The 26,116-nt window shown below is 71.9% G+C and carries 21 protein-coding genes; 9 read left to right on the forward strand and 12 right to left on the reverse strand.

Annotated features, from left to right (window positions below):
* Positions 1 to 563 precede the first annotated feature (563 nt).
* Positions 564 to 3,455 (reverse strand): glycoside hydrolase family 48 protein, encoded by a 2,892-nt coding sequence (locus QSK20_RS00005; RefSeq protein ID WP_285787155.1) that lies wholly within the window; start codon positions 3,453 to 3,455, stop codon positions 564 to 566.
* 915 nt (positions 3,456 to 4,370) lie between these two features.
* Here QSK20_RS00005 and QSK20_RS00010 point away from each other — a divergent pair.
* Positions 4,371 to 5,885: a GH1 family beta-glucosidase gene (locus QSK20_RS00010; RefSeq protein ID WP_285786474.1), complete on the forward strand. Its 1,515-nt coding sequence runs from the start codon at positions 4,371 to 4,373 to the stop codon at positions 5,883 to 5,885.
* Between the two features lie 112 nt (positions 5,886 to 5,997).
* On the opposite strand, the gene QSK20_RS00015 is transcribed toward QSK20_RS00010, so the two are convergent.
* The 3 genes from QSK20_RS00015 to QSK20_RS00025 all read right to left on the reverse strand — a co-directional run bounded on the left by QSK20_RS00015 (position 5,998) and on the right by QSK20_RS00025 (position 10,508).
* Positions 5,998 to 6,417 carry a roadblock/LC7 domain-containing protein gene (locus QSK20_RS00015; protein ID WP_285786475.1) on the reverse strand — a complete coding sequence of 140 codons (420 nt, stop codon included), beginning with the start codon at positions 6,415 to 6,417 and terminating at the stop codon, positions 5,998 to 6,000.
* A complete protein-coding gene (locus QSK20_RS00020) occupies positions 6,417 to 8,897 on the reverse strand; it encodes a sensor histidine kinase (protein ID WP_285786476.1) in 2,481 nt (826 codons plus the stop codon). Before QSK20_RS00020 ends, QSK20_RS00015 begins: the two co-directional genes overlap by 1 nt.
* A gap of 216 nt (positions 8,898 to 9,113) precedes the next feature.
* Positions 9,114 to 10,508 (reverse strand): FGGY family carbohydrate kinase, encoded by a 1,395-nt coding sequence (locus tag QSK20_RS00025; RefSeq protein WP_285786477.1) that lies wholly within the window; start codon positions 10,506 to 10,508, stop codon positions 9,114 to 9,116.
* A gap of 264 nt (positions 10,509 to 10,772) precedes the next feature.
* Here QSK20_RS00025 and QSK20_RS00030 point away from each other — a divergent pair, with 264 nt between their 5' ends.
* On the forward strand, positions 10,773 to 12,668 hold the full coding sequence (locus tag QSK20_RS00030) for an anthranilate synthase family protein (RefSeq protein WP_285786478.1): 1,896 nt from the start codon (positions 10,773 to 10,775) through the stop codon (positions 12,666 to 12,668).
* A 63-nt stretch (positions 12,669 to 12,731) separates the two neighbouring features.
* On the opposite strand, the gene wrbA is transcribed toward QSK20_RS00030, so the two are convergent.
* The 3 genes from wrbA to QSK20_RS00045 form a co-directional block, all read right to left on the reverse strand.
* Positions 12,732 to 13,349 (reverse strand): NAD(P)H:quinone oxidoreductase, encoded by a 618-nt coding sequence (wrbA, locus tag QSK20_RS00035; RefSeq protein ID WP_285786479.1) that lies wholly within the window; start codon positions 13,347 to 13,349, stop codon positions 12,732 to 12,734.
* A gap of 437 nt (positions 13,350 to 13,786) precedes the next feature.
* Positions 13,787 to 15,106, reverse strand: coding sequence for an O-antigen ligase family protein (locus QSK20_RS00040; protein WP_285786480.1), 1,320 nt, complete (start codon positions 15,104 to 15,106; stop codon positions 13,787 to 13,789).
* Between the two features lie 95 nt (positions 15,107 to 15,201).
* On the reverse strand, positions 15,202 to 15,597 hold the full coding sequence (locus QSK20_RS00045; RefSeq protein ID WP_285786481.1) for a DUF4190 domain-containing protein: 396 nt from the start codon (positions 15,595 to 15,597) through the stop codon (positions 15,202 to 15,204).
* 221 nt (positions 15,598 to 15,818) lie between these two features.
* On the opposite strand from QSK20_RS00045, the gene QSK20_RS00050 reads away from it, so the two are divergent.
* Complete coding sequence (locus QSK20_RS00050) at positions 15,819 to 16,565, forward strand: YsnF/AvaK domain-containing protein (protein ID WP_285786482.1); 747 nt, start codon at positions 15,819 to 15,821, stop codon at positions 16,563 to 16,565.
* A 94-nt stretch (positions 16,566 to 16,659) separates the two neighbouring features.
* On the opposite strand, the gene QSK20_RS00055 is transcribed toward QSK20_RS00050, so the two are convergent.
* The 4 genes from QSK20_RS00055 to QSK20_RS00070 are packed head-to-tail and all read right to left on the reverse strand — an operon-like array spanning position 16,660 to position 20,957.
* The gene (locus tag QSK20_RS00055) at positions 16,660 to 17,865 is read right to left on the reverse strand and encodes an ABC transporter ATP-binding protein (RefSeq protein WP_285786483.1); all 1,206 of its coding nucleotides are present in this window, start codon (positions 17,863 to 17,865) and stop codon (positions 16,660 to 16,662) included.
* An 11-nt stretch (positions 17,866 to 17,876) separates the two neighbouring features.
* Positions 17,877 to 18,710 carry a carbohydrate ABC transporter permease gene (locus tag QSK20_RS00060; RefSeq protein WP_285786484.1) on the reverse strand — a complete coding sequence of 278 codons (834 nt, stop codon included), beginning with the start codon at positions 18,708 to 18,710 and terminating at the stop codon, positions 17,877 to 17,879.
* 1 nt (position 18,711) lies between these two features.
* The gene (locus tag QSK20_RS00065) at positions 18,712 to 19,674 is read right to left on the reverse strand and encodes a carbohydrate ABC transporter permease (protein WP_285786485.1); all 963 of its coding nucleotides are present in this window, start codon (positions 19,672 to 19,674) and stop codon (positions 18,712 to 18,714) included.
* Positions 19,671 to 20,957, reverse strand: coding sequence for an ABC transporter substrate-binding protein (locus QSK20_RS00070; RefSeq protein WP_285786486.1), 1,287 nt, complete (start codon positions 20,955 to 20,957; stop codon positions 19,671 to 19,673). The genes QSK20_RS00065 and QSK20_RS00070 overlap by 4 nt, the downstream gene beginning before the upstream one ends.
* Before the next feature lie 242 nt (positions 20,958 to 21,199).
* On the opposite strand from QSK20_RS00070, the gene QSK20_RS00075 reads away from it, so the two are divergent.
* The 5 genes from QSK20_RS00075 to QSK20_RS00095 all read left to right on the forward strand — a co-directional run bounded on the left by QSK20_RS00075 (position 21,200) and on the right by QSK20_RS00095 (position 24,073).
* A complete protein-coding gene (locus tag QSK20_RS00075; RefSeq protein ID WP_285786487.1) occupies positions 21,200 to 21,778 on the forward strand; it encodes a DsbA family protein in 579 nt (192 codons plus the stop codon).
* Positions 21,775 to 22,524 carry a VOC family protein gene (locus QSK20_RS00080; protein WP_285786488.1) on the forward strand — a complete coding sequence of 250 codons (750 nt, stop codon included), beginning with the start codon at positions 21,775 to 21,777 and terminating at the stop codon, positions 22,522 to 22,524. The genes QSK20_RS00075 and QSK20_RS00080 overlap by 4 nt, the downstream gene beginning before the upstream one ends.
* A 95-nt stretch (positions 22,525 to 22,619) precedes the next feature.
* Complete coding sequence (locus QSK20_RS00085; protein ID WP_285786489.1) at positions 22,620 to 23,051, forward strand: RusA family crossover junction endodeoxyribonuclease; 432 nt, start codon at positions 22,620 to 22,622, stop codon at positions 23,049 to 23,051.
* Positions 23,052 to 23,098: 47 nt separating this feature from the next.
* Complete coding sequence (locus QSK20_RS00090; RefSeq protein WP_285786490.1) at positions 23,099 to 23,374, forward strand: hypothetical protein; 276 nt, start codon at positions 23,099 to 23,101, stop codon at positions 23,372 to 23,374.
* Between the two features lie 309 nt (positions 23,375 to 23,683).
* On the forward strand, positions 23,684 to 24,073 hold the full coding sequence (locus QSK20_RS00095) for a cellulose binding domain-containing protein (protein WP_285786491.1): 390 nt from the start codon (positions 23,684 to 23,686) through the stop codon (positions 24,071 to 24,073).
* A 715-nt stretch (positions 24,074 to 24,788) separates the two neighbouring features.
* Here the strand turns inward: QSK20_RS00095 and QSK20_RS00100 are convergent.
* Positions 24,789 to 25,463, reverse strand: a complete 675-nt coding sequence (locus QSK20_RS00100; protein ID WP_285787156.1) for an HAD family hydrolase — start codon at positions 25,461 to 25,463, stop codon at positions 24,789 to 24,791.
* A 170-nt stretch (positions 25,464 to 25,633) separates the two neighbouring features.
* Between QSK20_RS00100 and QSK20_RS00105 the strand changes: the two genes are divergently transcribed.
* Entirely contained in the window at positions 25,634 to 26,032 is a 399-nt protein-coding gene (locus tag QSK20_RS00105) for a four-helix bundle copper-binding protein (RefSeq protein WP_285786492.1), read from the forward strand.
* Positions 26,033 to 26,116: the final 84 nt, after the last annotated feature.

Consider the following 26,116-nt stretch of genomic DNA (forward strand, 5'->3'; position numbering starts at 1 on the left):
CGACATCATCGTCTTCACCAAAAACACCACCAACGACGTCTACGTCGGACTCTCCACCGGCACCACCTTCACACCCGGCCAAAAATGGCACGACTACTTCGGCCTCAACGGCGAAACCACCCTCTGAGTCGACCCTCGTCGTCCCCGCCGGCCCGGGCGGGGACGACGAGGTGCGCCGCCTGCGGCCGGCGCACGCGCGGGCCGCACCACCGCAGCGCGCCGCCGGGGCCGTGCGGGAGGGAGCACGAAAAAAGGGAGAGGCCGCCACGGGGGGAGCGGCCTCTCCGCAATCTACGGTACTCCGTCGCGGGCTTTCTGTCCTCCCGCACCGGGCAGGTTTTCCACCCGGAATCGAGGACGGCGACGGCACGGGGCGGGTGTGGTGGGCCGGCACCGTGCCGACCGGCCGGCCCACCACCGCCCGACCGTGGGTGTCGGGCGTCCCGCGTGGACCGGGCCGCTGATCCCCTCGTCGGCCCGGTCCGGTTCCCGGGTGGACACCGTCCACCCGGGAGGACCGGTCACCCGGGCGGACGCCTCGACGCCCGCCCGAGTGCGGTGCGTCAGCCGTTCGGGAACAGGTTCCCGTAGTCGGCGTACGCCATGGCCACGTCGGCCTGCGCCCAGAACCGGTGGTAGTTGAACACGGGCTCCGGGCCACCCTTGAGGTACGCCTCGACCTTGGGCCAGTCGGGGTCGTTCTTGTAGAAGGACCGGATGTCGACGAAGCTCTTGCCCGGGGCGATCACGTCACCGTTGGCCATCTTGCCGGTCCACCCCTGCGGGACGTAGAGGCCCTGGCCGGTGCTGGCGTCGTAGACGTCGTCGAAGCGCCGGTAGTCGCCACGCTTCTCCGGCATCGAGACGCCCTTGGCGTCGCTCGCCGCGTGCAGCGCGTCCAGCAGACCCTTGGCGGTGTTCTTGGCCGCCACGTTGCCCGACTTGGCCGCGTACGCGATCAGCGTGCGGGCGTAGGCGGCGGCGACGCCGACGTCCTGGCCCTTCACGGTGACCTCGACGTGCAGGTTGGTGTTCGGCTGCGGGCTGGTCGGGTTCCAGTTGTTGGGCTGGCCGGTCCACTTCATGTCGGACGGGATCGACCAGTTGGCCCCGACGGTGGTGTTGGCGATCGCCCACGGCACCCACTTGTCGAGCAGCGCCTTGGCCTTGGTGTTACCGGTGACCAGGTACAGCTCGGCGATCCGCTGCATCGACCAGGCCTGCATGCCGAACCACTGGTTCGACGGCGGGTCGTTGTAGACCGGGTCGACGTCGTAGTACATGCCGTAGAAGGTGGCGGTGCCGGCCGGCGGGGTGCCGTAGTGGCCGCCCCAGCTGTTGGTGGCGCCACCGGCGATGCCGCCCTCGGCGGACTGGAGCCAGGTGTAGAACTCCAGCTGCCGCTCGAAGCTCTTCGCCCAGTCCGCGTTCGCGGTCGGCGACTTCGGCTTGAGCTCGTTGACGTTGGTCAGCGCCCAGGCCGCGAACGGGTTCTGGTAGCCGAAGTGGTTGTGGCTGGAGCCGATCCGCCACGACCAGTTCTGGTTGGCCTCGTACGCACCGCCCCAGGCGTAGTACCAGGACATCAGGTAGTGCGCGGAGTCCTTGCCGGAGCCGGCCGGGCAGGCGGCGGCCCCGACGCAGTTGCCGATCTTCTTGAAGTACTTGTCGAACATGGCGTACCGGAGGTAGTCGCCCATCTTGGCGGCCTTGGCCACGGTGGCCGCCACGTCGGCCGCCTTGCCCTGCTCCTTGGCCCAGGTGAGGGCCCAGTACGCGGCCTGCACGGCGCGGGCGTCCGCGTCCGGCGCGTTGGTGTACTTCCACTGCTTGGCCGGGGCGTTCTGCTCCTTGACGAACAGGTCCAGGTAGCCGTACTGGCCGCCGTGCTTGAAGGTGTCGCAGGACGGCTGCGGGACGGTCTCCCAGACCGACTCCTGCGTGCCGCGCTGGAAGGTGTTGATGTACGCCGGCTTGGTGGTGCCGTCGCCGCACCGGCCGTAGCCGTAGACGTTGTCCACGTCGAGCAGCCAGTGCATGCCGTAGATGTCACCGGTGCCGTAGGTGGACTGGAGTTCGCCGCGCAGCGGGTCCTGGCCGACCGGGATGTTCGGCTCCAGCGCCGACGGGTACTGGCTGGGCAGGTCGTGCTCGGCGGCGTACTGGGCCGTGCCGGGCGAGCCGGCGGTGGGCTGGTCGGCGTGCGACGGGATGATGTACTTCTCCATCACCGTCCAGGCGTTGTTGAACGGGGCCCAGTTCTGGGTGACCCGGCCGTAGCTGGCCTCCAGCCAGAGCCAGAAGCTGAACGCCTCGCTGGTGGTCTCGTGCCCGTGGTCGGGCGCCTCGACGATCAGCGTCTCGATGGAGTGGTAGGGCACGCCCTCGGGGCTGAAGTACCCCGAGTTCTTGATCTTGCCGTACTGCTCCAGGAACCGCGCGGTGTAGACGTTGTCGCCACCCGGGGTGTCGTTGTCGATCTCGGTCGCGGTGATCGCCAGCGGGGCGTAGCCGGTCGCCGAGGCGGTGATGGTCGCGGTGCCCCCGGCGGTGTCGGAGTCCTCCGCCGCACTGACCGCCACGTTGACACCGGTGTTCCAGTTGCTCGGGGTCAACGTCACCGAGGTCGGGGCGACACTGATGTCGGTGTCCCCGCTCCGGGTGAGCGTCACCGGCACGTTCGCCGACGGCAGGCCGCTGAGCTTGAGGTTGACCGAGGAGCTGCCGCCCTCGTTCACGCTCACCGACGACGGCGTGGCCACCAGGATCGGGCCGCTGCCCGGGGAGACCGTGAAGGCCTTCTCGGCGGTCGCGGTCAGGTTGGCGTTGTCGTACGCCTTCGCCTGGACGGTGTAGCTGCCGGCCGGCAGGTCCTCCAGCGTGTAGCCGTACGGGGCGGTGGTGTCGGTGTTGACCAGCAGGCCGTTGCGGTAGAACTCGACCTTGCTGATCGTGCCGTCCGGGTCGCTGGCGGTCGCGGTCAGCGGCACGTCGGCCGGGGCCTCGAACGGGCCGGCCGGCACGGACAGCGCCACCGTCGGCGGCTGCTGCGTGGTGCCGCCACAGGTCACCCCGTTGATCGAGAACGAGGTGGGCTTCGTGTTGGTGCCGGTGTGGCTGCCGTTGAAGCCGATGCTGGTGGATCCGCCGGTCGGGATGCTGCCGTTGTACGACTCGTTGGTGGCGGTGACCTCGGTGCCGGACTGGCTCCACCGGGCCGACCAGCCCTGGACGAGCCGCTGGCCGGAGGGGAAGTTGAACTTCAGCGTCCAGCCGTTGATCGGGTCACCGAGGTTCTTGAGGGTGACGTTGGCGGTGAAGCCGTTGTTCCAGTCGCTGGTCGCGTAGACCACGTCGCAGGCCGGTGCGGCCTGCGCGACGCCGGCCGGCAGGGCGACCCCGCCGATGGCCAGCGTGGTGGCGGCGAGCATCGCCGTGCGGCGACGTCTGGCCAGTTGTCTCATGTGCGCGATGTCTCCTCGGACCAGGCCGGGGCCGGTGGGGCCACGGCGGGCGCCTCCACGCGACAGGTGCGCGGGGGGTGGGAGGCGCGGTGATGGGGGTCGGCCCGCCCGGACCGGGCTGAGGGGACGACGAGCTGCTCGCTCGACGTGCCCGTCGGGATGCCGTCCGGTCGAGGAGACCGGCTGCCCTCGGCGACCCGCACTCGCGCGTTCTGGCTCCGCGGTAGTCGCAGTCTGGCATGGGAGCGCTCCCGTAACAAGACCGGGAGTGAACGCCCGATGACCGGCGCGCGTCGCCGCAGGTAGACGCCCCAAAATGTTTCGATCTCATTTTGGGTCTTTCACAAACCCGTGACGGGCGTTACAGTCGGCAGCATCATCGATGGGAGCGCTTCCATCGATGATGCTCACGCACTACTCGTCCACTCCGGACCGTTCTCCCGGGAACGGACCGGTGCCAGCCCGGAAGGGCTGACGGCGGGCCAGCCCGGACTCCGCCGCCAGCCGGATCCCATCCACTGCGAAGGGAGGTGGAACCAGAGCCACTCGCGTGGCCCGGCTCCCGCGCGGCGCGTACGACAGGACGCCCATTCCGCTCGTACGCGCACATGCACCAGATGTGGGGACGGGGGTTGCCCTCCCCGTCCCCACACACTAGACCCCCACCCATCGAGGGAAAAGAGGCCGACGGGACTGGCGCTTGCGCCGCCCGGACGGCCTCGTTCGCTGTCGGCGCCCGGATCCGCCCCGCACGATCCGGCGACGCCGTGATCCCCGCCCCGCCCCCGCCTGCCGCGACCAGCGCCGGAGCCCCCGGAGCGCAGCGCGGCCGACTCACCCTGCCCTATGCTGGGAGCGCTCCCGGCCGCTCGGTGGCGGGGCCCGTTTCCACGAGGAGAACGTCCTATGTCGATAGTCACGCAGCGCCCGTCACAGGGCGCCGCCCCCACCGGCGCCGCCGCCGGAGCCGAGGCGACCGCCACCCCGGTCACCCCGGCGGCCACCGATCGCGCCGGGGACGCCCCTCTCCCGGATGTCGCCCCGGGCACCGCCACGACCACCGGCGCCCGCCCGGTCCCGGACACCGCCGGCGACGCCCGGCTCGGCCTGGAGTTCCCGCCGGACTTCGGTTGGGGCGCGGCGACGTCGGCATACCAGATCGAGGGCGCGGCCAAGGACGACGGTCGGGGCGAGTCGATCTGGGACACCTTCAGCCGTGTCCCCGGCCGCACCCACGGCGGCGACACCGGCGACGTCGCCGCCGACCACTACCACCGCTACCCCGCCGACCTCGACCTGATGCGCGACCTCGGGCTGCGCAGCTACCGCTTCTCGATCGCCTGGCCGCGCGTCCAGCCCGACGGCTCCGGAGCGCCCAACCAGCGTGGTCTCGACTTCTACCGCCGCCTCCTCGACGGCCTGCACGAGCGCGGCATCACCCCGATGGCCACCCTCTACCACTGGGACCTCCCGCAGGCCCTTCAGGACACCGGCGGCTGGGAGAACCGGGACACCGCCCACCGCTTCGCCGACTACGCGCGCACCGTCTTCGACGCGCTCGGCGACCGGGTGCCCACCTGGCTGACCGTCAACGAGCCCAAGACCGTGGTCCAGAACGGCTACCTCACCGGTCACCACGCGCCCGGCCGGCAGGACAGCGATGCCGCCTACCTGGTCGCCCACCACCTCCAGCTCGCGCACGGCCTCGCCGTCCGACAGCTGCGCGACACCGGCAGCGGCAGCCGGATCGGCCCCGCGCTCAACCTGCACCCGTGCTACCCGGCCGACGACTCCGTCGCCACCGCCACGGCGGCCCGCCTCTACGACGGGTACGAGAACCGCCTCTACCTCGACCCGATCTTCACCGGCAGCTACCCGGCCGACGTCCTGGCCGACCTCGGTCCGGACAGCCGGCTGGTCCGCGGCATCCGCGACGGCGACCTGGAGACCATCGCCAGCCCGGTGGACCTGCTGGCCGTCCAGTACTACACCCCGATCTACGTCACCGCGACCGGTGGCACCGAACGGCGCTGGCCCACCTCGGTGGCCGCCTGGCAGCAGATCTTCCCCGACGGGATGTACGACATCCTCACCCGGGTCACCCGCGACTACGGCCCGGTGCCGATCACCGTCACCGAAAACGGCCTGCCCACCCCCGACGCCCTCACCGCCGACGACACCGTCGACGACGCCGGCCGGGTCTCGTTCCTCCGTGACCACCTCGCCGCCGTCCACCGCGCCGTCGCCGCCGGGGTGCCGCTGGAGAGCTACCACGTGTGGTCGCTGATGGACAACTTCGAGTGGGAGCAGGGCTACGCCCAGCGCTGGGGCCTGATCTACGTCGACTACCCCACCCAGCGGCGTGTCCTCAAGCGCAGCGCCCACTGGTACCGCCAGGTGATCGCCGACAACGCGATCTGAACGCGTGCCGTGGGGACGGGCCCGGCGGAACAGGACGACGGGCCCGTCGTGGCGACCCCGCCCACGGCCGCCGGGCCGGCGCGGCACGAACACCGACGCCGGCCCGCCCCCGTCAGCGCGGCAGCGCCTGCTGCAACTCCGCCCGCAGCGCCGGTGTCAACATCTCCCCCGCCTGCTTGGCCAGCCGGGCCATCTCGTACCCCACCACGCCGATGTCCGCGTCCCCCGCCGCCAGGGTGGCCAGGATCGAGCCGTCGCGGATCTGCATGACGAGGAAGTAGCCCCGCCCCATCTCCACCACCGTCTGCTTGACGATGTCGCCGTCGAACATCTGGGCCGCCCCGGCCGCGATGCTCATCAGCCCGGAGGTCACCGCGGCCAGCTTGTCGGCGTGGTCCCGGGGCAGGTGGTCGGAGATCGCCACCAGCAACCCGTCGGAGGAGACCACGATCGCGTGCGCGACACCCGGCACCCGCTCCGTGAACGCGCTGACCAGCCAGCTCAGATCACGTGCCTCTTGACTCAGCGTCATCAATGTTGCTCCCCTTCGCTGCGTACGCCGGCCGGGGGCACCGGGATCTCCCGGGTGTCGTCCGGCATGGTGATCTCCCTGGTGTCGTCCTCGGCCTCGGCCCGGCGCACCCCGCTGTAGAGCCGGGACAGCATGCCGCCGACCGCCTCCGGGTCCGGGTCGTGGCGCGGCGTCGGCGCGGCCGGCTGCGCCGGCCGGGTCACCGCGGCGAGCTGCGCCATCGGCACCCGCACCGGTAGCCCGCGCGCGTTGACCCCGCCGGTCACCGGGGTCGCCGGGGGCGCGGGCGTCCCCACCCCCGACGTGGTGGCCGGCGGCCCCTTCCGCGACCACCAGGTGCTCGGCTGCGACGCCGCCGAACCGTTCCGCGGGGCGAGGACGTCCTCGGCCCGCGTCGGCACCGGTCGCGGCCCGGCCGGCTGGTCCGGCCGCCGTCCCGCGACCGGCAACCCGACCCGACCGGCGTCGCCCCGGTCCGGCTCGGCCGTACCCGTGCCCGCACCGGCCCGTCGGGTGACCGGGGCCGCGCCCACCGCGCCGGCCACCGCGGCGGTCAGCATCCGTCGGGACGCCGTGGCGTGCACGCCCCGCTCCGGAGCCGACGCCAACAGCACCGCCGGCAGCATCACCCGGGCGACCAGCCCCTCCGGCACGCGCTCACACAGTCGAACATCGATATCGTGCCGGGCCGCCAGGTGCCCGACCACGAACAGCCCCATCCGCTCGGAAGCCGCCACGTCGGCCGGCGGCGGACTGGCCAGCAGCCGGTTCGTCTGCGCCAGGGCCGACGGGCTCATGCCCAGCCCCTCGTCGGCGATCTCGACGACCGCGCCGCCGGCCACCGCGCGGACGGTCACCCGCACCACGGTGTCCGGCCGGGAGAACGCGGTGGCGTTCTCCAGCAGCTCGGCCAGCAGGTGCACCAGCTCCCCCACCACGTGCCCGACGACGTACAGGTCCGCCACGGACTCGTGCCGCACCCGCTGGTACTGCTCGATCTCGGCACCGGCGGCGAGCAGCACCGATCCCAGCCCGACCGGCCAGTTCCACCGGCGACGCGTCTCCGCACCGGAGAGCACCAGCAGGCTCTCGTCGTTACGACGCATCCGCGCGGCCAGATGGTCCAACTTGAACAGGTTCTCCAGCTGGTCCGGGTCGCTCTCCTCCCGTTCCAGCTCGTCCAGCAGCTCCAGCTGCCGCTCGACCAGGACCTGGCTGCGCCGGGCCAGGTTGACGAACATGGCGTTGACGTTGCGACGCATCGTCGCCTGCTCCATCGCGACGCTGACCGCGCTCCGGTGCACCGCGACGAACGCCTCGGCCAGCTCGCCGATCTCGTCGAGCGAGCGGACCACCGCCGGGGCCACCTCGATCTCGGGGACCCCACCGCTGACCGTCCGCAGCCGTTCCAGCGTCTCGGGGAGTTCGAGCTGGGCGATCCGCAGCGCCTGCCCCCGCAGCAGCCGCATCGACCGGGCGATCGACCGGCCGATCAGCATCGAGATCAGCAACGCCACCAGCAGCACCGCGGCGATCCCACCGAGCACCAGCAGGGTGTGCCGCAGCTGCGCGCCGCGCGCCTCGTCAGCCTGGGTCGCCGCGTCCTCCAGCACCCCCGCCTCGACCTGCCGCAACAGCTCGTGGCGCTGTTCGCTGGCCGCCCACCACTGGGTCGCCGGCAGGACGGCCGGGTCGGCCCCGCCCACCGGCAGGCTCTGCTCCTCCAGCCGGGTCGCCGACACGAACGCCGGATCCAGCGAGGTCTGGTCGTACCGGCGGATCTGGTCGGCGGTCGCCGCCACCCGGAAGGCGCCCAGCGCGGTGAGCTGCTGGGCCCGCAGGTCGGTCAGGAAGACCTGGTCCTCCGCGCCGTAGCGGCCGGCGCGACCGGCGACGTAGAGCTGCGCCCGGATCCGGGAGGAGAGCTCCTTGACCCGGGCCAGCTGCACGTACCGCAGCACCGCGTCGCTGAGCGCGGGCGCGTCCGGCCCCGGTGACGGCTCGGCCAGCAGGTTGAGCAGCTCGTCGATGAGCCGGTGGTAGTTGCCCAGGATCGTCTCGCTGCTGAGCACGCCCGGGGCGATCGCCGACCGGATGTAGACGACCTGCTCGTAGGCCTCCAGCACCTCCGAGTACGACACCCGCCACGCCGCGTCGGCGTCCGCCAGCGGTTCGGCGGCCCGCCGGAGCCGCTGCATCGCCGCGTCCGTCGCGGCCTGCAACGGCTTCAGCGTCGCCACCGGGTCGCTGCGCACCGACTCCACCCCGGTCACCCGCATCCCGGCCAGCTCACCGGCGGTGCGGTCCCGTTCCTGCTGGAGCTGGTGCGTCATGTCGGTGATCTCCCGACCGATGGTCACCTGCTCGGCGAAGCCGTTGAGCACCCCGGCCTGGCCGACCAGGCCCCGGGTCTGCACCCCGGCCAGCACGAGGAACGCCACCGACGGGATGAGCAGCACGGCGGCGAGCTTGGACCGCATCCGCCAGTCCCGCAGGCGGAACGGGGATCGACGCCGGTGCGGTACCACCCGAACGTCGAGTCGGCGGCGGCGGTGGTTCGACACCGCGTGCTCCACCGGGTGCGGACCCGTCCCCACACACGCCTCCTAGGTGCCTCGCGTCCGCCGCGAGTCGGGGAGCGGAATTCATCCAACCAGGCCAGAACATACTGTCAACGGTCCAGCCATACGACAGACTCAGGGACGTAATCCTCCTGCCGGCCCCGGTGAGCGCCGATCATCCGTCCGGCCGATGACCGTCGGGTCGGCCGGATCCGCCAACCGGCCGAGGGCGACCAGGGCAGCGCCCGTCGCACCGATCTCCGGGTTCGGTTGGTGCCCCACCGGACGGGGGGCGAGCGCGGCGGCGAAGGCCCGCCGCCACCAGGCCGACGCGGCCACCGCTCCCCCACCGAGCACCACCTCCACCGGCTGGTGCACAGTGGACTCGATCTCGGCGAGGTCCCGGGCGACCTGGGCGCAGACCCCGGTCATCAGTCCGGCCAGGATCTCCACCGCCGTGGTGGAGAAGGTCAGCCCGCCCAGCGTCCCCGTGCCGGCCGGGGCGAGGCCGGGCGGCCGGTCACCGCCGAACCGGGGGTCGGCCGGCACGCCGCCGCCCGGCGGCAACCGGTCCAGCGCGGCGGCCAGCTCCGCGCCCTCCGGCAGGCGCAGCTCCCGCTTCGCCCAGGCGAACAGGTTGCCGCCGGAGGAGTACGCGGCCCCGGTCACCACGTGGTCGTGGTCGACCCGGTACCGCCACAGCCGTTCCGGCAGGGGCGGCAGCGGTGCGCCCGCCGGGATCCGCTGGACCAGCCGTACCGCCGCGGACGTCCCGACCGTGACCGCGGCCCGTCGCGGGTCGACGCAACCCGACCCGACGTTGGACGCCGCGCCGTCGCCGATCGGCGCGCTCCACGCCGCCCCGGCCAGCCCCGGCCAACGCCGGGCGAACTCCGGCAGCAGCCGCCCCCGCCAACCGGCCGGGGCGAGCCCCGGCAGCTCCCCGGGCCGGACGCCGGCCAGCTCGCACGCCTCGGCGTCCCAGACGAGACGACACAGGTCGAGCAGGCCCGTGCCGGACGCCTGCGACACGGACATCGGCACCTCGCCGAGCAGCGCGCCGAGGACGTACTCGGCCAGCCCGACGAACCGGGCCGCCGGCGTCCGGGCCCGCAGCCAGGGCAGGCGCGCCGTCCAGTAGCAACGGTGCCACCAGGTGCCGGTGCGCTGGTGGAAGGCGTCGGCGTCGGCCGGCCCCGGCCGGTCGCCGGGCGGCTCCGGGCGGGTGTCCAGCCAGGTCAGCACCGGCCCGAGCGGCTCACCCGCGGCGTCCAGCGGCAGCACCGAGTGCCACTGCGCGGAGATCGCCACCAGGCCGACGTCGCGCAGGTGCCCGGCGGCCTGCAACTCGTCCAGGCACTCGATCAGGCAGGCCAGGTATCCGGGGGCGTCCAGCGTGCCCTCGCCATCGTCGCCGACCGCCAGCCGCATCCTGCGTCGGGCCAGCGCGCCGGGCAGCGGCACGGTCCGCTCGTCGAGCACGAGCCCACGCACCGACGAGGTGCCCAGGTCCAGAGCGAGAATGTTCATCGCCGGTCACCGTACCCAACCCGCCACCCGCCGAAGCCCGGACCGGACACCCCCGCCCCGCCCGGTTGCCGGTGCCTTCCCCACCGCCCGGCCCACCGCGTAGGCTGACGGACGTGACCGCGCACCTGACCTCCTGGTGGCCCGCCGACCCGGCGGTCCCCCAGCGCGGATAACTTCCCCACCTGGCCGCCCCCGAGGCGGCCACCGGTGCTCCCACCGGCCCCGGACGCCCATGGCGGCCCCGGCCCGAGGAGACACCCACCGATGACCGACCTCACCGCGCTGACCGCCGTCGTGGCCGCCGGCGGCGACCCCGGCCCGTTCGCGCTGCTGCGCCGCGCGGACGGCGACCACCTGGAGCTGTTCACCGGCACGGTACGCCCGGTCGGGCGGCTCGCCGACATCCCGCTACCCGCCGGCGACCCCGGCCCCCGCACGCTCGCCCTGGTGCCGTACCGGCAGATCACCGAGCGGGGCTTCGCCTGCGTCGACGACGGCACCCCGCTGGAGTGCCTGGAGATCACCGGAGCGGGACGCAGCCCCCTGACCGAGGCGCTGCGTGCCCTGCCGGACACCCCGGTGGTCACCACCGGGGCCGCGTTCGACCTCGACGACGAGGAGTACGCCGCGATCGTCGAGCGGGTGCTGCGCGAGGAGATCGGGCGCGGCGAGGGGGCGAACTTCGTCGTCCACCGCACCCTGCGGGCCCGGGTGCAGGGACCGCCGCTGACCGCCGCGCTGGCCGCGCTGCGCCGGCTGCTGGTGGCCGAACGGGGCGCCTACTGGACCTTCCTGGTGCACACCGGCACCCGGGTCCTGGTCGGCGCCACCCCGGAACGGCACGTCAGCGTCGACGACGGGCTGGTCATGATGAACCCGATCAGCGGCACCTTCCGGTACACCGGCGGGGTCGCCGACCGGAACGCGCTGCTGCGGTTCCTCGCCGACGACAAGGAGGTCGAGGAGCTGTACATGGTGCTCGACGAGGAACTGAAGATGATGGCCACCGTCGCCGAACAGGGTGGCCAGGTCGTCGGGCCGTACCTGAAGGAGATGACCCACCTCGCGCACACCGAGTACCTGCTCGCCGGCCGGGGCACCCGGGACGTCCGCGAGGTGCTGCGGGAGACGATGTTCGCCCCGACCGTCACCGGCAGCCCGATCGAGAACGCCTGCCGGGTCATCGCCCGGCACGAACGCACCGGCCGCCGGTACTACGCCGGAGTGCTGGCGCTGCTCGGCCGGGACACCGCCGGACGGCAGACGCTGGACGCGCCGATCCTCATCCGGACCGCCGAGTTCACCCCGGACGGCGAGCTGCGGGTGCCGGTCGGGGCGACGCTCGTGCGCCACTCCACGGCCGACGGTGAGGTGGCCGAGACGCACGCCAAGGCCGCCGGGGTGCTCGCCGCGCTCGGCCTGCGCCCGGACGCCCCGACGCCCGGCCCGGAGCCGGTGACCCGCCTCGCCGACGACGCCGACGTCCGTGCCGCGCTGGCCGCCCGCAACGACCGGCTGGCCCGCTTCTGGCTCGACCAGCGCGCCCCGGCCCCCGTCCCGCCCCGCCTCCGGGCGTTGATCGTCGACGGGGAGGACACCTTCACCGGCATGCTCGCCCACCAGCTCACCGCCCTCGGGCTCGGCGTCGAGCTGCGGCCGTGGCACCGGCCCGGCCCGGTCGACGGCCACGACCTGGTGGTGGTCGGACCCGGCCCCGGTGACCCGCGCGCCGACGGCGACAAGATGGTGGCGCTGCGGAGCACGCTGCGGACCCTGCTGGACGCCGGCCGGCCGACCCTGGCGGTCTGTCTCGGCCACCAGCTCCTGTGTGGCCTGCTGGGGTTCCGGCTGCACCGCCGCGCGTCCCCCTACCAGGGCCTCCAGCGGGAGGTGGAGCTGTTCGGCACCGTCGCGCGGGTCGGCTTCTACTCGACGTTCACCGCGCTGGCCGACACCGACCGGCTGGACACCGCGTACGGGCCGGTGGAGGTGGCCCGGGACGGGGCGGACGGGGCCGTCCACGCGGTGCGCGGCCGGAGTCTGGCCGGGGTGCAGTTCCACCCGGAGTCGGTGCTCAGCGCCGACGGCATGACCGTCTTGACCGACCTGCTCGGTCATCTGCTGCCGACGCCGGCGCATATGTCGCCGCGACGGGGGTAGGGCAGGACGCGACCGGTGGTGCCGGACGGGCCGAGAGCCCCCGTCCGGGCCACCGGTCACCGTTCAGCCCGCCGTGCCCTGCTTCAGCCGGGTGGCGATCTGCACCGCGCGCTTCGCGGTCAGCGCGGTCGCCGCCAGCGCGACGTGGTCCGGGGCGACCTCGCCGTTGTTGCTGGTGTGGGAGGCGCCGTAGGGGTTCCCGGAGACGAACTGGCTGGGGTCGGTGTAGCCGGGGGTCACCACGATCCCACCCCAGTGGTAGAAGGTGGTGTACAGCGACAGCAGCGTCGCCTCCTGGCCACCGTGCGCGGTCGCGGTGGAGCAGAACCCGGTGTAGACCTTGTCGGCCAGCGCGCCCTGCGCCCAGAGCGGCCCGCTGGTGTCGATGAACTGCTTGAGCTGCGCGGCGACCATGCCGTACCGGGTGGGCGAGCCGAAGATCACCACGTCGGCCCAGGAGAGGTCGTCGAGCTCAGCCTCGGGCACGTCCTGGGTTTCCAGGTGGTGGGCGTGCCAGCCGGAGTTCGACCGGATCGCCTCCTCGGGCGCCAACTCACGCACCTTGCGCAGCCGCACCTCGGCGCCGGCCTCACCGGCGGCTTCGCACGCCGCCTGCGCCATCTGGTACGTGATGCCCGTCGCGCTGTAGTAGATCACCGCGACCTTGACCTGACCGTCCATCGGGGGTCCCCTCCTTCTGCTGATCAGCTCCGGCGACTACCCGGTGACCGCTGCGTGAAACACCACGCGGGTCACCGGGTCGGGCTGGCATGCTCGACGCCGCGCTGGTCAGTGACGCCACCATCGGGGACTGGCCGCGGATCCGGCCTTTCCTGAGGATTACCCACTGCCTTGACCGTCATCGATGGATTTGTGCTCAAGTTTTCCGCAAGTTCCGGCCCGCTCGGCGTCCGGCCGACCCGTCCGGCGTGATGCTTCTTCCATCGGCGCCGGTCGACGTCAGTCATCGACCGGGGTCGGCGAACCTGAACGGGGGATCGCGCTCCGTCAGCCCCGGTGCTGGCGTAGCGCGATCAGGGGGCGGGCCGCCCGGGCGGGCGCCCGGACCGGCGGGCTGGTCGGTCCGGCCGGGACGTCGCACGAACCCGGGTGCACGGTCAGGTCCGGGTCGGCCGGAGCGTGGGCCGGTTGACCGGCCCGTCGACGGCCGCCATCGCGAGACCGATGGCGAAGAACATCACCGACAGGTTGATGTCGGTGTAGCCGTAGAACGGGGTCACCCCCAACGCCACCACGGGCACGGCGCTGAGCCAGACGCCCCCGGGCGACACGGCGGTGGCCAGCCGCCGGGCCACGACGACGAAGAACAGCACCAGCGCGAGGAACGCCGGGACGCCGTGGCTGTACATGATCAGCCAGATCTGGCCCTGCGTCCCGAGCGGTTCCGCCACCTTGATGGTGTCCACGAACTGCGGGGCGCCGTAACCCAGCAGCGGTGACTCCGCGACGGCGGCGAGCGTCCGGCGGTAGATGTCCAACCGGTCGGTGGTCGAGTCGGTGTTCTCCACCCGGTTGCTGATCAGGTCGCCGACCGGCACGAAGAACGTCACCAGGACGGCCACGACCGCCACCGCCCCGATGGAGGCGATGATGCGCACGTCGCCCCGGAGCAACGCGCGCACACCGACGTAGCACAGGCCGATGCCGACCCCCACGAACATGCCCCGGTTCAGGGTGAGGAAGGCCGGCACCAACGCCAACGGCAACGACACGATCAGCGCCGTCCGCATCAGACCACGCCGGAACGACGTGATGTACGCCAGCACGCAGGGCACCATCACCGCGAACCCGGTGCCCCAGTTGTTGGTGTACGGGTACGGCGCCGCCGTCCGGTAGTACGGGTTACGACTCAGCGGATTGTGCTCGGTCGCCTTGATGTGGGTCAGGGCCTGCACCATCCGCTCCCCGGAGATGCTCCGGGGCAGCAGCATCTCGACCGGGGTGGTCAGGGAGAGCTTCGGGGCGATCACCGCGAGCCACCCCAGGGCCACCACCGTCAGCCAGAACAGGCAGAACGGATGGAACAGCGCCTGCCACGACACCCCGCTGCGCGCGGCGTTGTACACGTAGAGGTAGACGATGAACGCCGCCACGACGAACCCGAACCGCAGCACGTACCCGACCAGCCCGTTGCCGCCGAGCCGGAGGAAACTGAGCGCCATGAGCGCCACCAGCAGGATCCAGAGCACGGACCCGCTGGGCAGACGCACCCGGCCGTGGACCAGCAGGACCGCCGCCAGCACCACCGCCAGCGGCGCCCAGAGCAGGTAGAGCCCGCCGAGCAGCCACCAGACCAGCGCCAATCCGAACATCAGGTACAGCGGCCAGACCGGCAGACCGGGACGACTGGACGGGACGGCGTCGGGGTCGACCGGGGGCCGGGTCCCGAGTGGCGGCGTCGGGCGGGGAGCGGTCACAGGAGGCAACCTATCCCGTCCCGGACGCCGCGACGACAGTGCCGCCCGCCCGACGGCGGTGCCGTCCGCCCGGGTGGCGTGGCACCGCCCCCGGCTCAGCGGGGCAGCTTGTCCCGCAGGTCCGACACCCGCCGTTCCAGCCGGTCGACCGCCCCCTCGTTGTTGACGAACGTGCTGACCCCGGCGGCCAGCGCCAGCCCGAGCACCACCGCCAGGATGCTCAGCACCAGGCCGCCGATGGCCACCCCGCGCCCGGTCACTCCGGGTCGGGTCGCCATCCGCAACCCGACCACGCCGAGCACGATGCCGATGATGCCGAGCACCAGGCCGACCGAGGCGAGGATCGCGGTCAACACGCTGATCAGGGCGGCGACGCCGAAGACCAGAGCGAACGTCGCCGCGGCACTGGTCTTGGCCTCCGTCGGGGCACCACGCACCGGCTGGTCGTACGGCGCGGTGCCGGCCCGGACGGGACGCTTGGAGGTCGTCATGACAGTCCTCTCGTCGCACACGTCACGAACACGTCGGTGCGGCGAGTCCCCGTTCAGGCGGCGCTCATGCCTCAACCGGGGCTCCCACGGCACGCCGCACCCCCGGCGCGGCGACGAGGCGGCGGGGCGACGGCGGGGCTCCGCGAACCGGGCCGGCAGCGGTGGGTGTGGGCCGGGGCCCGCCGGGTACGCGGGCCGTGAACCCGAGAAGGAGGACGACCATGAATCTCACCGAACAGCAGGTCCGCTCGCTGTACGGCCAGGACGTCCAGGACCGGTCGGGCGCCCGGGTCGGCAGCGTGGGCCAGGTGTGGGCCGACGCCGCCGGAGAGCCCACCTGGGTCAGCGTGAAGACGGGTGTCATGGGGCATCACGAGTCGATGGCCCCGCTCACCACGGCCCGGATCGAGGAGGGCCGTCTCTCCTTGCCGTACGACAAGGCGACCGTCAAGAGCGCGCCGACGGTCGACACCGGCACGGACCAGCCCATCGGCGCGGACCAGATCGCCCAGCTCTACGCGCACTACGGCATGGGCCAGCCGACTCCCAAGCCGAAGCCTCCGCCCCGCCCGCAGGGACGCCGCCAGCCGCAGGACCAGCAGGAGCTCGTCCGCTCCGAGGAGCGGCTGCGGGTCGGCACGGAGAGCGAGCCGGCGGGCAGCGCCCGACTGCACAAGTACGTCGTCACCGAGGACGTGCACACCACCGTCCCGGTCGAGCACGACGAGGTGCGGGTGGAACGAACGCCGGTCACCTCGACCGACCGGGACGTGCGCCCGGACATCGGCGAGGCGGAGCGGGAGCTGACGCTGCGGCGTGAGCACCCGGTGATCCGCAAGGACCAGGTCCCGGTCGAGCGGGTCCGGCTGGCCCGGGACGAGGTCGTCGAGGACCAGCCGATCGACGAGCGGGTACGCCGGGAGCGGATCGACGCCGACGTCCCGGAGCCGGCCCGCCGCCGCGCCTGAGCGCGCCTGAGCACAGCTCCCGAGCGCCGGGAGAGTTGTGAGGAGGGGCCCCCTGTTACCGCTTTCTGCCGAACAGGGGGCCCCTGCAGGCACCTCAGCCGGCGAGCGCGCCGGCCGAGCGGCCCTCGTGCAGCGTGAGGTTGCGCCCGTTCGTCGGGTCGAACAGGTGGATCTTCTCCAGGTTGAACCAGACCCGCCGGTTCTCGCCCTCGGTCACCGTCGACTCGGCCGACAGCCGGGTCACCAGGCTGGAGCCGGCCCCCGCGAAGTCCGCGCCGGTGTCGGCGGCCAGCTCCTCCAGCTCGGCCGCGCTGGCCCGCTCCCCCTCGACGGTGAAGTAGACGTACTTGTCCGAGCCCATCGACTCGACGATGTCGACCGGCGCCTCGAACTCCATGCCCCGCTGGCGGGTGTCGTCGTCAACGAGCTCGGCGTCCTCGAAGTGCTCCGGCCGGATACCGAGGATCAGCTCCCGGGGGGCGTCGGCGCCCTCCAGTTCCCGCCGCATCCGGTCGCCGAGCGGCACGTCACCCAGCGCGGTACGCAGCCGGCCCTCCTCCACCGCCGCGTGCAGGAAGTTCATCGACGGCGAGCCGATGAACCCGGCGACGAAGAGGTTGCGCGGGTGGTCGTAGAGCTGCTGCGGCGGCCCCACCTGCTGGATCGCCCCACCGCGCATGATCACCACGCGGTCGCCGAGGGTCATCGCCTCGGTCTGGTCGTGGGTGACGTAGACGGTGGTGGTGGCGAGCTTCTTCTGCAACCGGGAGACCACGGTGCGCATCTGCACCCGCAGCTTGGCGTCCAGGTTGGACAACGGCTCGTCCATCAGGAACGCCTTCGGCTGCCGGACGATGGCCCGGCCCATCGCCACCCGCTGCCGCTGACCGCCGGAGAGGTTGGCCGGCTTGCGGTCCAGCAGCGCGGTCAGCTCCAGGACCTTCGCCGCCTCCTCGACCTTCTGGTCGATGGTCGCCTTGTCCAGCTTCGCCAGCCGCAGCGGGAAGGCCATGTTCTCCCGGACGGTCATGTTCGGGTACAGCGCGTACGACTGGAACACCATCGCGATGTCCCGGTCCCGGGGGGCCTTGTCGTTCACCCGCTGGCCACCGATGCGCAGCTCACCGGAGCTGATGTCCTCCAGTCCGGCGATCATGTTGAGGGTGGTGGACTTCCCACAGCCGGAGGGGCCGACCAGGATCACGAACTCGCCGTCGGCGATCTCCAGGTCGACGTCGGAGACGGCCACGGTGCCGTCCGGGAACTTCTTGCTCACCTTGTCGAGCACGATCTCAGCCACGAGTTGTTCACCTATCCCTTGACGGCACCGTTGGTCAGGCCGGAGACGATGCGGCGCTGGAAGAAGAGGACGAAGAGGATGATCGGAATGGTGATCATCACGGCGGCGGCGCAGATCGCCCCGGTGGGGTCCTCGAACTGCGACTCGCCGGTGAAGAAGGAGAGCGCGACCGGCACCGTCCGGGACCGCTCGGTGGAGGTCAGCGAGATGGCGAAGAGGAAGTCGTTCCAGCAGAAGATGAAGACCAGGATCGCCGTGGTGAACAGCCCCGGCGCGGCCAGCGGGGCGATGACCCGCCGGAACGCCTGGCCCTGCGTGGCGCCGTCCATCTTCGCCGCCTTCTCCAGGTCCCACGGGATCTGCTTGAAGAACGCCGACAGCGTGTAGATCGCGAGAGGCAACGCGAACGTGATGTACGGCAGGATCAGCCCCGGCCAGGTGTCGAAGATGCCGAGCTGCCGTTCGATCTCGAACAGCGGCGACACCAGGGAGACCTGCGGGAACATCGCGATCAGCAGGGACACCCCGACCAGCAGCCGCTTGCCCGGGAAGTCCAGCCGGGAGATCGCGTACGCGGCCATCGCGCCGAGAACCACCGCGATGAACGTGGCGATCAGGGCGATCCCGATCGAGTTGACCAGGGCCCGGACGAACTGGTCGGTCTGGAAGATCGTCCGGTAGTTCTCCAGGGTCCATTCCCGGGGGATGAAATTCCCGTCGGTGAGCGTCGCCGGGGTCTTCAACGACAGCGACACGATCCAGAGCACCGGGATCAGCGCGAAGACCACGACGATGACGTCCAGCAGGCCCCAGCGCAGCTTCGCACGGGTGGTGGTGTCGGCCATCTCAGCGCCTCTCCCCCTCGTCGCTGCCGGGGGCAGCGGTACCGAACAGCTTCACGAAGACGAAGGCGATGACCGCCACGGTGAGGAAGATCAGCACCGACATCGTCGATCCGATGCCGAGGTTCAGCCCCCGCATCAGGTTGTTGTAGGTCAGCATCGACACCGACGAGGTCTCGTTGCCGCCCGCGGTGAGCACGTAGATGTTGTCGAAGACCCGGAACGCGTCCAGCGTGCGGAACAGCAGGGCGACCAGGATCGCCGGCTTCATCACCGGCAGCATCACCTTGGTGAACCGCTGCCAGGCGGTCGCGCCGTCGGTGGAGGCCGCCTTGAGCAGGTCCTCCGGCACCAGCGCCAGCCCCGCCATCAGCAGCAACGCCATGAACGGCGTGGTCTTCCAGATCTCGGCGAGCATGATGATCGCCAGTGAGCTGGCCCGCTCGGTCAGCGGCGCGCCCTCGCCGAACAGGTTCGCCAGGTAGCCGGTGCCCGGCGTCCAGGCGTAGCGCCAGGAGAACGCGGCCACCACCGTGACGATCCCGTACGGGATCAGCGCGGCGGTCCGGACGATGCCCCGGCCGACCAGCGTACGGTGCATCAGGATCGCCAGGCCCATGCCGAGCACCAGCTCGATCGCCACCGTGACCACCGTGATCAGCATGGTCACCCCGAACGCCGTCCACCAGAACTCGTTGGTCAGCACGGTGGCGTAGTTCTCCAGCCCCACGAACTCCCGCTCGTCGGGGAACCGCAGGTCGAAGCGCTGCAACGACAGCCAGACCGAGTACAGGATCGGGTACGCGGTCACCGCGACCATGACCAGCGCGGCCGGAGCGCACAGCAGCCAGCCGAGCTTCCGTTCGGCCTTCTTGTTCTCGCTCAGCGCCGCCCTGCCCCGACGCCCGGACCGGCCGGGACCGGCCGCGTGTCGACCGGTCTTCTCGGTCACCTCCGTGCCGGTCACGGCAGGACCCCCTTCGACTCCAGGGCGTCGGAGACCGCCCCGCGCAACTCGTCCGCGGTCCGCTCCGGGTCGATGCCCGACGGCGGGGAGAGGATCGCCGACATCACCGTGGAGATGCTCTGGTACGCCGGGGTGAGGGGCCGGGTCGACGGCTCCTTCAGCTCCTCCAGGATCGTCTCCTTCATCGGGTACGCCTCGGCCATCTCCGGGTCGTCGTAGACCGCCTCGATGGTCGGCGGAACCCCGTCGTTGACGGCGGAGAACTTCTGGTTCTGCTCGTTGCGGATGCACTTGGCCGCGTCGAAGGACTCCTCCGGGTACTTCGAGTAGGCGCTGACCGCCATGTTGATCCCACCGATGGTGGCCCGGCTCGGCGTGTTCGGGTCGACCCCCGGGTACCGGGCCCACTTGACCTGCTTGGCCAGCTCCGGGTCGGCCTCCTGCAACGCCGGGTAGACGAAGGGCCAGTTGACCTGGAACGCGCCGTTGCCGGACTGGAACTCCAACCGGACCGGGTCCTCGGTGGCGTTGCTGAACGACGGGGAGACCACGCCCGAGGTCGCCAGCCGCTTGAGCTGCTCCAGGGCGCGCACCGCGCCGTCGTCCATCACGGCCTTCTCGCCGTCGGAGCTGACGATCTCACCGCCCGCGCTGGCGACCATGGTGTTGTAGAGGACGACCAGGCCCTCGTACTGCGCGCCCATGGTGAGCACCTGGTGCGGCTTGCCCTGGTCCTTCAGCGCCTGGGCCTGCTCGATCATCTCGTCCCAGGTCTTCGGCGGCTGCGGCACCAGGTCGGCGCGGTACCACAGCAGTTGCACGTTGGTGTTCTTCGGCGCGGCGAAGAGCTTGTCCTCGTAGCGGGCCGTGGCCAACGGGCCCTCCAGGGTGCCCTGCTCGACCTCGGTCCGGTCCTCGCCGGTCCATTCCCGGATCCAGTCCGCGCTGGCGAACTCCTGGGTCCAGGTCACGTCGAGACCGAGCACGTCCATGCCGCTGTCCTGCGCGGCGAGCCGCCGGACCATCTGCACCCGCTGCTCGTCGGCCTGCCGGGGCAGCACCTGGTACGCGATCCGGTACCGCCCCTGCGCCTGCGCGTTGCAGTCGTCGACCACCTTCTGCAGGTTCTGCTCCGGCGGGTAGTACAGGTTGATCGTCGGCGGTCCGCCGTCCCCACCGGAACTGCACGCGGCGGTCGGCGCCAGCAGCGTCAACGCGGTGGCCACCGCCACCGCGCGGGCCCGGGACCGGCGCCGGACGCCGGCACCGTCAGGCTCGCTCATTCGCCCCTCCCCCTCTCCTACGGCACGTACCGGGGATGGGAACCGCGCCCCGGCGCGCGGCGAGACGATGCGGGACGGCACCGGTTGCGGATCGCCGGTCGTCCCACGGGCGTTTCGTGGCCCCCTCACTGCCCGTAACGTCCGGCGGCGAAACATGAGCGACCCCGGTGCCCCAATAACCGGACATTAACGGACGAAACCTCGAACCTGCGGGGAGATCAGGTGGCGTCTACGCTCGGCCGATGGACGTCACCTTCTTCTTCGACCCGGCCTGCCCGCACACCTGGCGGACCTCCCGCTGGCTGGTGACCGTGGGTCAGGCCCGCGACCTGCGTATCGAGTGGCGGGCGTTCAGCCTCGCCATCCTCAACGAGGGCCGGGGCGCCCCGAAGTTCGCCGAGGCGATCGCCGCCTCCAGCCGGGCCCTGCGGCTGGTCGAGGCGCTGCGCGCCGAGGGACGCGGTGACGACGCCGCCCGCTTCTACGCCGAGCTCGGCGCACGCAGCCACGACGCCGGCAACCCCCTCTCCGACCGGGCGGTCGCCGACGCCGTCGACGCGGCCGGCCTCCGGGCGGACGCGCCGGCCCTCGACGACGACCGCTGGGACGAGGCGGTACGGGAGTCGCACGCGCTGGCGTACGCCTCGGCGGGCCCGGACATCGGCTCGCCGGTGCTGACCCTGCCCGACGCCGACCGGGGCGTGCACGGGCCGATCGTGACCGAGGTGCCCGACGCCGAGGAGGCTCTGCTTCTGTGGGACGCGCTGCTGCCGCTGGTGCGGATGCCCGCCTTCCACGAGATCAAGCGGGGCCGGCGGTGACCTCCGCCCCCGGTCGGGCTCCCGGGCGGATCTCCGGGGACGGGCTGCCGCTCGCCCGGTTCAAGGACCTCTGCCTGGACGCCCTCGACCCGCACGCCCTCGGCGGCTTCTGGGCCCGGATCCTCCACGCCGACGTGGTCGACCTGCGCGACGGCGACACCCGCGTCGACGGCCGACCCGGCCGACCCGGACCCGAGTCGATCTGGGTGAACCGGGTTCCGGAACCGCGCGCCCGCAGGACCCGTGTCCACCTGGACCTGCGGCTGCACCGGTCCGACCCGGTCGACCTGCTGGCCGCCGGGGCCCGTCTGGTCCGGGAACCGGACGACGAGGTGCGCTGGTGGGTGCTCGCCGACCCGGACGGCAACGAGTTCCGTGCCTTTGCGCCCCGGCCGGGCACCGTACCGGGTCCGTTCGAACTGGTCGTCGACGCCCGGGACGCCACCGCGCAGGCCACCTGGTGGGCCGGGGTGGTCGGCGGCCGGGTCGAGCGTGACCGGAACGGCGCCGCCTCGGTCGCCGGCGCGACGGGTTTCCCCTGGGAGTACTGGGTCTTCGCGCCGGTGACGGAGCCGAAGACGGTCAAGAACCGGATGCACTGGGACGTCGACCTCACCGACGACGACTGCGCGGCGCTGCTGGACGCCGGCGCGACCCTGCTGCGCGAACCGGACGACGACATCGACTGGTGGATCCTGGCCGACCCGGAGGGCAACGAGTTCTGCGCCTTCGCCCCGCAGCGCTGACCGGGGGACCCGCCGGCCCGATCGGTGGATGATCGCCGGATCTCCCGTCCCGCGTACCTCCGGTTGGGCAGGATCCGAGCAGAGGAGGTGCCGTCGTGCAGGACACCCACGCTCTCGCCCTCACGTTCGAGGTGGGAGGCCTGCCTCCGGTCCGGACCGAGGCCCTGTCCGCCGTCACCGCCGGCCACCGGCAGGCCACCCGGGTCCGCGCGCTGCTCCGGGCTGCCTCCGCCGCCGCGCAGCGCACCGGATGGACGCCGCCGACCGGGCCGGTGGAGATCGACCTGACCCTGCGCTGCCCACCCGGGCACCGCACCTCCGACGCCAGCACCCTGCTCGGCGGGGTCTGCGCCGTCCTCCAGGCCAGGAAGCGCGTCTCCACCATCGGCCTGGCCCACCTGGGCGTGCTGGTGGACGTCGCCCTCTACGCCGACGACCGACAGATCCGCCGTCTGTCGTACACCGAGGAGCCGGCGGCGGAGTACTCGTACCGGGTGCGGGTCGCGGAGACACCGACCGTGGTTTGACCGACGCCCGCGGTGGGGTACCGCGGACGCCGACGAAGGGAGCGCCGATGCCGGAGCCACACGTCACCCTCGACCCGAGGGGACTCGACCCCGTGCAGCAGAAACTGCGGGGCCCACTGGAGGAGCAGCTCACATCGGCGCTGCGGGCCGCCAGCGACCGGGTCCGCGCCGACTACGCCGGTGAGCCGGTCGAACAGGTCTGCCAGCGGCTGCTGGACGAGACCCGCGCCGGGCTGCACCCCGACATCGCCGCCGGCTTCACCCCGGACATGGACGAGTTCTGCCGGGTCGCCGTGGCGATCGTGCGCGGCGACGCCGACTGACCTCTCAGGCCCGGCACTCCACCGCGCGACGAGCCCGGACGCGTACGCCCGGGTGTCGACGTCCGGTTCGCGGCGGCCGACCGGCCGGTTCACCGAGCGGCTGCGGGTGGACCCGGTCCCGCCGCCCGGCAGTCACATTCGGGCGTCCAGTGGTGACGGGCAGGGGCCCGGAGCGGGTGAGCGCCCGCCCGGCCCGCCGCTGCCCGTGCGGGAGGTAGCGCGTCCTCCGGCCACGTGCGCGGGGATCCGTCGCCAGGCTCACCCGAACGTAGGGTTACCGCGATACATAGACGGGAATATATTTCGAGCATGGCTCTCCGGGCACGCTTCGCCGTCCTTGCCGCACTCGGAACGATCGCCGTGGCGCCCGCCGCCACACCCGCGACCGCCGCCCCGACCGACGAGCCACCACTGCGCTGCCTCATCACGACCTCGACGGTCGCGTGGGCCAACGGCTACCAGGCAGAGATCACCATCAAGAACATCAGCTCCGACCGGATCGCGTGGCAGGCCAAACTGACCGTGCTGTCGGGCACCGTCACCGGCTGGGACGCCACGTTCACCAAATTCGGCACCCAGTACACGATCGACCCGCCCACGCACGCCCCCACGCTCGGACCCACCGCCATCGCCACGTTCGGGTACACGGGATCGGGCAGTCCGGTCCTGCCCACGGTCACCTGCACGCCGACCAGCTGACCGCGCCCCGCGCACCAGCGGACCCACCCCGGGGGCGCGCGCCCCCGACGAGGAAGGCGTCTGCATTTCCAGTCCCCCGCCTTCCTCTGCAGCGGAACCATCGCAGATTGCGGCGCGGTTCCCGACGGCGGTCACCAGGCCGGACAGCGGCGGACCGGCAGCCATTTCGGTCTTCACCCGGCACCAACCCGAAAAAGGCTCATCATTCGCGGGCACGTAATCGGTCGGCTGGCGAATGCCGGAAATCAGATCCGCGCCTCGACCACTCCGGGAAGAAGGGCGGGATGGTCGGTCAGGACCGGGTCCGCAACTCCCCGGCCCTGACCTCCAGTCGCCCGGCGTGGCAGCGGTTTCGCCGCTCAGGGCCCCGGGCGTGGCACGACGCCCGACGTCGGACCCGATGTGGCGAGGCGGCCCGCATGCACTCAGCTCCACGGTGCTCCACCACCGGACTCCTGCCGCGTCCCCGGCTCACCCCGACGAGCCGCAACGCGGCCCCAAGATTAGGCAGAAGGCGATTCCACGGACAAGAAGATCCGGCCGCCCGAAATGGTGAGCAACATCTACCGCGACAACCGGCATGTCGATGTAACGAGAACGGGCGCACCGACGCTGTTCGGGGTCGAAAAACAGAATCCGCGATTTTGTGGGAGGAGACGAGGTGGGAGGGCTCCACGATCTCACGTCACCGGCCGGAGAACGTCACCACCCCGGTTCAGAAGTGCCGGAGCAGTTCCGGGAACGCGGTGAGGTGCAGCACCCCGGCGTCGTCCGGATCCACCTCGGCGTGCTCCAGCACCCAGGTGTCGTCGTTCGGGATGAACACCGCCCCCATCCCGGCCGCCCGTGCCGGCAGGATGTCCGACTTCGGGGAGTTGCCGATCATCCACGCCACCGCCGGGTCGAAGGGGTGGTCCCGCGCCAGGCGGCGGTAGGTGTCGGTGTCCTTCTCCATGACCACGTGCGCGGCACGGAAGTGGTGCAGCAGTCCGGAGGCGTCCAGCTTGCGCTGCTGCTCCTCCGGATCACCCTTGGTGAGCAGGAGCAGTTCGTGCCGCCCGGCCAACTCGTCGAGGGTATCGGCGACGCCCGGCATCAACTCCACCTCGTGGTGGGCCAGCGCCACCGCGAGGTCGTCGATCTCCCGACGCTCCCGCTCGGTGGCAGGGCGTTCCCGCAGCCGCTCCAGGCACTCCCCCAGACTGTGCAGGAAGACCTTGCTGCCGTACCCGTGGACCACGGTGTTGGCCCGCTCGATGTCGTCGAGGATGGCGCGGATCTCGGCCCGGTCCAGGGTGGGATGGTCCACCCAGGCCAGGAAGTCGTCGATGACCCGCTCGAACAGGACGTTGTTCTCCCAGAGCGTGTCGTCGGCGTCGAAGACGAGCACCCTGCCGTGGTGACGCTGCCCCTGCTCCACGTTTCCACCCCTCCCGCGCGGCCCGGGACACCGTACTCGGCCGGACCGGTCGGGCTCATCCCGGTTTCCGGCCCCCGCAACGGGTATCGCGTCGGGGAGGACGAGGACGACCCGGGGAGGGGTGACAGACCGTGACAACGATGACGAACCCGATGCTCAGGACGTACCCGGCGGAGATCAACCTGGACCGCGTACGACTCGCGCGGGTGATCGACGAGCTGAACGCCTGCGCCCAGGCCTGCACCGCGTGCGCCGACGCCTGCCTGAGCGAGGAGGCGGTGACCGAGCTGACCAAGTGCATCCGGACGAACCTGGACTGCGCGGACATCTGCACGGCCGCCGCCCGGGTGCTGTCCCGGCACACCGGCTACGACGCCAACATCACCCGGAGCCTGCTGGCGTCCTGCATCACCGCGTGCCGCGCCTGCGGCGACGAGTGCGCCAGCCACGCCGGCATGCACGAGCACTGCGCGATCTGCGCCGAGGCCTGCCGCTCCTGCGAGTCGGCCTGCCGCGAACTGCTGTCGATGATCAGCTGACCGGACCGGAGCCGGGCGGGGCGAGCCGGGTGGGGTGGGGTGGGGTGGGGTGATAGCAGGGGCCCCCTGTTACCGCATTTTGAT

Origin of the sequence: Micromonospora sp. NBRC 101691 (genome assembly GCF_030269285.1) — a bacterium.
Taxonomy (GTDB): Bacteria; Actinomycetota; Actinomycetes; order Mycobacteriales; family Micromonosporaceae; genus Micromonospora; species Micromonospora echinospora.

What these genes read in the sequence shown, in the direction of transcription:
- QSK20_RS00010 (WP_285786474.1), top strand. Translation starts at nt 4,371, where the DNA reads ATGTCGATAGTCACGCAGCGCCCGTCACAGGGCGCCGCCCCCACCGGC.
- QSK20_RS00015 (WP_285786475.1), bottom strand. Translation starts at nt 6,417, where the DNA reads ATGACGCTGAGTCAAGAGGCACGTGATCTGAGCTGGCTGGTCAGCGCG.
- QSK20_RS00020 (WP_285786476.1), bottom strand. Translation starts at nt 8,897, where the DNA reads ATGCGGTCCAAGCTCGCCGCCGTGCTGCTCATCCCGTCGGTGGCGTTC.
- QSK20_RS00025 (WP_285786477.1), bottom strand. Translation starts at nt 10,508, where the DNA reads ATGAACATTCTCGCTCTGGACCTGGGCACCTCGTCGGTGCGTGGGCTC.
- QSK20_RS00030 (WP_285786478.1), top strand. Translation starts at nt 10,773, where the DNA reads ATGACCGACCTCACCGCGCTGACCGCCGTCGTGGCCGCCGGCGGCGAC.
- wrbA (WP_285786479.1), bottom strand. Translation starts at nt 13,349, where the DNA reads ATGGACGGTCAGGTCAAGGTCGCGGTGATCTACTACAGCGCGACGGGC.
- QSK20_RS00045 (WP_285786481.1), bottom strand. Translation starts at nt 15,597, where the DNA reads ATGACGACCTCCAAGCGTCCCGTCCGGGCCGGCACCGCGCCGTACGAC.
- QSK20_RS00050 (WP_285786482.1), top strand. Translation starts at nt 15,819, where the DNA reads ATGAATCTCACCGAACAGCAGGTCCGCTCGCTGTACGGCCAGGACGTC.
- QSK20_RS00060 (WP_285786484.1), bottom strand. Translation starts at nt 18,710, where the DNA reads ATGGCCGACACCACCACCCGTGCGAAGCTGCGCTGGGGCCTGCTGGAC.
- QSK20_RS00070 (WP_285786486.1), bottom strand. Translation starts at nt 20,957, where the DNA reads ATGAGCGAGCCTGACGGTGCCGGCGTCCGGCGCCGGTCCCGGGCCCGC.
- QSK20_RS00075 (WP_285786487.1), top strand. Translation starts at nt 21,200, where the DNA reads ATGGACGTCACCTTCTTCTTCGACCCGGCCTGCCCGCACACCTGGCGG.
- QSK20_RS00090 (WP_285786490.1), top strand. Translation starts at nt 23,099, where the DNA reads ATGCCGGAGCCACACGTCACCCTCGACCCGAGGGGACTCGACCCCGTG.
- QSK20_RS00095 (WP_285786491.1), top strand. Translation starts at nt 23,684, where the DNA reads ATGGCTCTCCGGGCACGCTTCGCCGTCCTTGCCGCACTCGGAACGATC.
- QSK20_RS00105 (WP_285786492.1), top strand. Translation starts at nt 25,634, where the DNA reads ATGACGAACCCGATGCTCAGGACGTACCCGGCGGAGATCAACCTGGAC.